At 54.8% G+C, this 3,708-nt stretch carries 4 protein-coding genes; 3 read left to right on the plus strand and 1 reads right to left on the minus strand.

Annotation, left to right across the window (positions count from 1 at the left end):
* Positions 1-281, plus strand: a 281-nt coding sequence (locus D5S03_RS07835) for a toxin-antitoxin system TumE family protein (protein ID WP_287043360.1), incomplete at its 5' end; no start/stop codon positions are given.
* 129 nt (positions 282-410) lie between these two features.
* On the opposite strand, the gene D5S03_RS07840 is transcribed toward D5S03_RS07835, so the two are convergent.
* Positions 411-1,037, minus strand: coding sequence for a coiled-coil protein (locus tag D5S03_RS07840; protein ID WP_008871495.1), 627 nt, complete (start codon positions 1,035-1,037; stop codon positions 411-413).
* Between the two features lie 129 nt (positions 1,038-1,166).
* On the opposite strand from D5S03_RS07840, the gene D5S03_RS07845 reads away from it, so the two are divergent.
* Complete coding sequence (locus tag D5S03_RS07845) at positions 1,167-1,319, plus strand: hypothetical protein (RefSeq protein ID WP_287043363.1); 153 nt, start codon at positions 1,167-1,169, stop codon at positions 1,317-1,319.
* Between the two features lie 300 nt (positions 1,320-1,619).
* Positions 1,620-3,554 carry a tetratricopeptide repeat-containing sulfotransferase family protein gene (locus D5S03_RS07850; protein WP_008871493.1) on the plus strand — a complete coding sequence of 645 codons (1,935 nt, stop codon included), beginning with the start codon at positions 1,620-1,622 and terminating at the stop codon, positions 3,552-3,554.
* The last annotated feature ends 154 nt before the right edge of the window (positions 3,555-3,708 follow it).

The following is a 3,708-nucleotide window of genomic DNA, read 5'->3' on the forward strand; positions in this document are numbered from 1 at the left end:
GAGCGGGAAAGCAGGCTGTAATTCAGGCCAGCGTTGTCTTGGTGGACGGCAGTTCTTTACATGTCAGAGAGTACATTGATGCAGCATATGGCATCAAAAAAGTGAGCTATGGGTATCATTATCAGGACAGGCATGGAAAATTAGTTTTTCGGTATGATAACGCCCGTCACAAACCTGCCTTAAAATCCAAAGAGCATAAGCATTTGAGTGATAATTCAATAGTTGAGGCTGCAGCTCCTTCAATTTCCGAGCTTGTGGAAGAGGTAGTCAGTTTTTTGTAGGTTATATTACTTTTATGGGGCGGTTTCAAAACCGTTTGTGTGCGGAGCACTTGCTTGCCCGGTATAATTCCGAAGGACAGCGATGGATCTGGTCAAAATTCTTGAGTCACTCCAACCTTTGGACCGGCATCAGGCGGCCCTGGTTTCCAGCCTGCCCACGCGCTCAACAAGATCCTGGACAACAACCTTGTCGCTCAGGGCCTTGTTCAGGTCTCCTCTTACCTCAGCCACTTCCCTGGTCAAATTGTCGATTCGCGTGTTGATGTGATCAATTCTCTCGGTGTTCTTCTGGATCTCGGTCTTTAGCTCCGCCCTGGTTTCATCAATGCGGGTGGTAAGTTCTGCTCTGGTTTCGTCGATGCGTCTGTTGGTTTCATCGATTCTCTCGGTGTTTTTCTGGATCTCGGTCTTTAGCTCCGCCCTGGTTTCGTCGATGCGCCTGTTGGTTTCGTCGATTCTTTCTGTGTTTTTCTGGATCTCGGTCTTTAGCTCGGCTCTGGTTTCATCAATGCGGGTGGTAAGTTCTGCTCTGGTTTCGTCGATTCTTTCTGTGTTTTTCTGGATCTCTGCCTTGAGCTCGGCTCTGGTGTCATCGATACGCCTGCCCTGATCCACCAGGTGGGCCTTCATCTCGTCCAGCCTCTTGTTGGTCATGTCCAGAGTAGTTTTTATGTTTTTGTAGTCCTCCCTGATGCTGTTCAGCTCAGGGAGCATCCATTCCTTCATGGCTGAGAGCATTGCTTCCTTGGCGTCCATGAGATCCTCCTGCTGGTTTGTTTAAGGCTATTAAGCCGCAATGCTATGTTTTTGTCAAGGAGGTATTCAGGGATTGGAGAATTTAGGAATTTAGGGATTGGGGAATTGGGGGATTTAGGGATTGGGGGATTGGGGCATAGGGCATGGGGCATGGGGGAAGAGGGCATAGGGCATGGGGCATGGGGGAAGAAGGCATGGGGCATGGGGGAAGAAGGCATGGGGCATGGGGCATGGGGCATGGCGCATGGGGAAGAAAGTATGGGAGTGGAAGAGGATGCATAGGGCATGGGGCATGGGGGAGGAAGAAAAGATGAATGATGAAAAGTGAATAAGGGCGAGAAGGAGGGGGGATTTTTTGGCATGGGAGGCCTGGGGGCCTTACATTCCAGTGAGACCCTGCTTCGCGGGGCATATCGTACATTTCATCATGCCGGGGGTGTGAAAGGCGGGCAGGGCCCGTTCAAGGCTGGGGGAAAGTGATTTTCGGTTCTTTATCAGTATCAGCCTGTTTTTGAGAGTTGCTGTGGCATGGACATTGCTATCTGTGCAGGGTAGTTGTGAACTTCAAACAGGAGAGAATGCATGAGCGCTTCAGGAAATAATGGTTTAAATGCTTACGCCGAAGCCCTGAAGAAAAAGGATTTTGCCCGGGCGGAAAAGATTGCCCGCAAGCTTCTGAAGAAAAATCCGGGGGACGGCCGGATGCTCAAGTACCTGGGCACGGTCCAGGCCATACAGGGGAAAAACGCCGAGGCCCTGCCCCGCCTGGAGCAGGCGGCCGGGCTGCTGCCCGGTGATGCGGAACTGCTCAAGAACCTGGCTCAGAACCTGGAGGCCATGGGCCGGGATGAAGAAGCCGCCCGGAGGTACCTGCAGATGCTGGACATCAGCCCGGACAGCCCATCCATTCATGTGCGGCTGGCTGCCATATTCGGACGGGCAAAGAATCTGCACCAGGCCAGGGATCACGCCCGCCGGGCCTCTGAGCTGGACCCGCACAACTGGGACGCCCTGATGAAACTGGCCCGGGCCCACCACGAACTGGAGGAACCGCAAAAGGCCAAGCGCCTGTATCAGAAAGTTCTGACTATGAACCCGGAGCACCCTCCGGCCTACAGCAGCCTGGGCAGCGTCTGCAGGGAACTGAACAATCCGGAAGAGGCCCGGGAACATCTGCAGAGGGCCCTGGAACTGGAGCCGGATTCGGCCCTGCATCACACACGCATGGGCAGCGTCTGCAAGGACCTCAAACTCTATGAAGAGGCCAGGGATCACTACCTGAGGGCCCTGGAGATTGATCCGCATTTTGAGCACGCCCATTCCCGCCTGGGCAATGCGTACAAACATCTGGGTCAAATAAGTGACGCCCTGAAGTCTTACCGCAGGGCCCTGGAACTTGATCCTGATTCGGTCCAGGCCCACTACGGCCTGTCCGAGCTGACCACTTTCGACGATCCGGACGATCCGGCCATAAAGCGTCTGCAGGCAAGGTTCATGGACAGCGAAACAGATCCGCACGACAGGGCACTGGCCGGATTTGCCCTGGGCAAGGCCATGCTGGATCAAAAACGCCTGTCCGAGGCATTTGACTGCTATGACCAGGCCAACAGGATCATGTATCCGCTGCGCGAGGGCGGCCCGGACTGGGATATAAGGCCGGCGAGGTATCAGAGGCTTTTTTCCGGAGAATTCATGGCGCGGGCCGGTGATTTCGGCCTGCAAGAGACGCCGCAGGTGTTTGTGGTGGGCTTTTCCCGCAGCGGCAAGAGCTTAGTGGAGTCCCTGATAGCCTGTCACCCCGATATTGAGCCCTGGGGAGAGGATCAGAAGTTCCACCGTTTCTGCCGGGGCAAGGGTAAAAATTACCTGCAAAAACTCACACCGGAAAAAAGTCGCCAGGAGGCCCGCAATTATATACGTGAACACCAGTTCCCCCCTGGCAGAGGCAGATGCGTGACCACTCTGCCGGGCAATATTACTGTCCTTGGCTACCTGGGGCTTTATTTTCCGGCGACGCCCATTATCTTTGTCCAGCGTGATCTCAAGGACCTGGGCGTATCCTGTTATTTCAAGCATTACGCCCGGGGCAACAGGTACGCTTTCGACCTGGAACACCTGGGACGGGAAATCAGGCTGTACCGGGAACTCATCAAGCACTGGACACAGGTGCTGCCCAATCCCATGCTCATGCTGAGCTACGAGGAGCTGACCCGCAATCCTGATGGGATGTGCTCCATGCTTTACAGCTTTCTGGGGCTGGAGTGGAAGAAAGAGTATTTCAAGGTTCTCAAGGAAAGAAGCAGCCACGTACTGGACCTGGGCCCGGCCCACTCCCTGGACCTGGCCATGCCCATAAGAAAGGATTTTGTGGGTTTCTCCGAGCCTTTTCGGGACAGGCTGGGGCCGTTGCTGCAGGGATACAGAAATGCTTTGCAGGATACCCGTTATGACCAGCCGGCGGGAAAAGTGCTGGCCGCAGGCAAAGCTGCAGGCAGGAAAAAAATGGCCATGGCTTGAGCCTCTGGCTACTTCTGGGGATTTGGGGGATTGGGGCATAGGGCATGGGGCATGGGGCATGGGGGAAGAGGGCATAGGGCATGGGGCATGGAGAAAAGAGGGATGGGGCATGGGGCATAGGGCATGGGGCATGGGGCATGGGGATTAAGAGTGA

This window comes from Desulfonatronospira sp. MSAO_Bac3 (assembly GCF_003838035.1).
Taxonomy (GTDB): domain Bacteria; phylum Desulfobacterota; class Desulfovibrionia; order Desulfovibrionales; family Desulfonatronovibrionaceae; genus Desulfonatronospira; species Desulfonatronospira thiodismutans.

Coding starts and splice junctions, on each gene's coding strand:
- D5S03_RS07840 (WP_008871495.1), bottom strand. CDS start 1,037: ATGGACGCCAAGGAAGCAATGCTCTCAGCCATGAAGGAATGGATGCTC.
- D5S03_RS07850 (WP_008871493.1), top strand. CDS start 1,620: ATGAGCGCTTCAGGAAATAATGGTTTAAATGCTTACGCCGAAGCCCTG.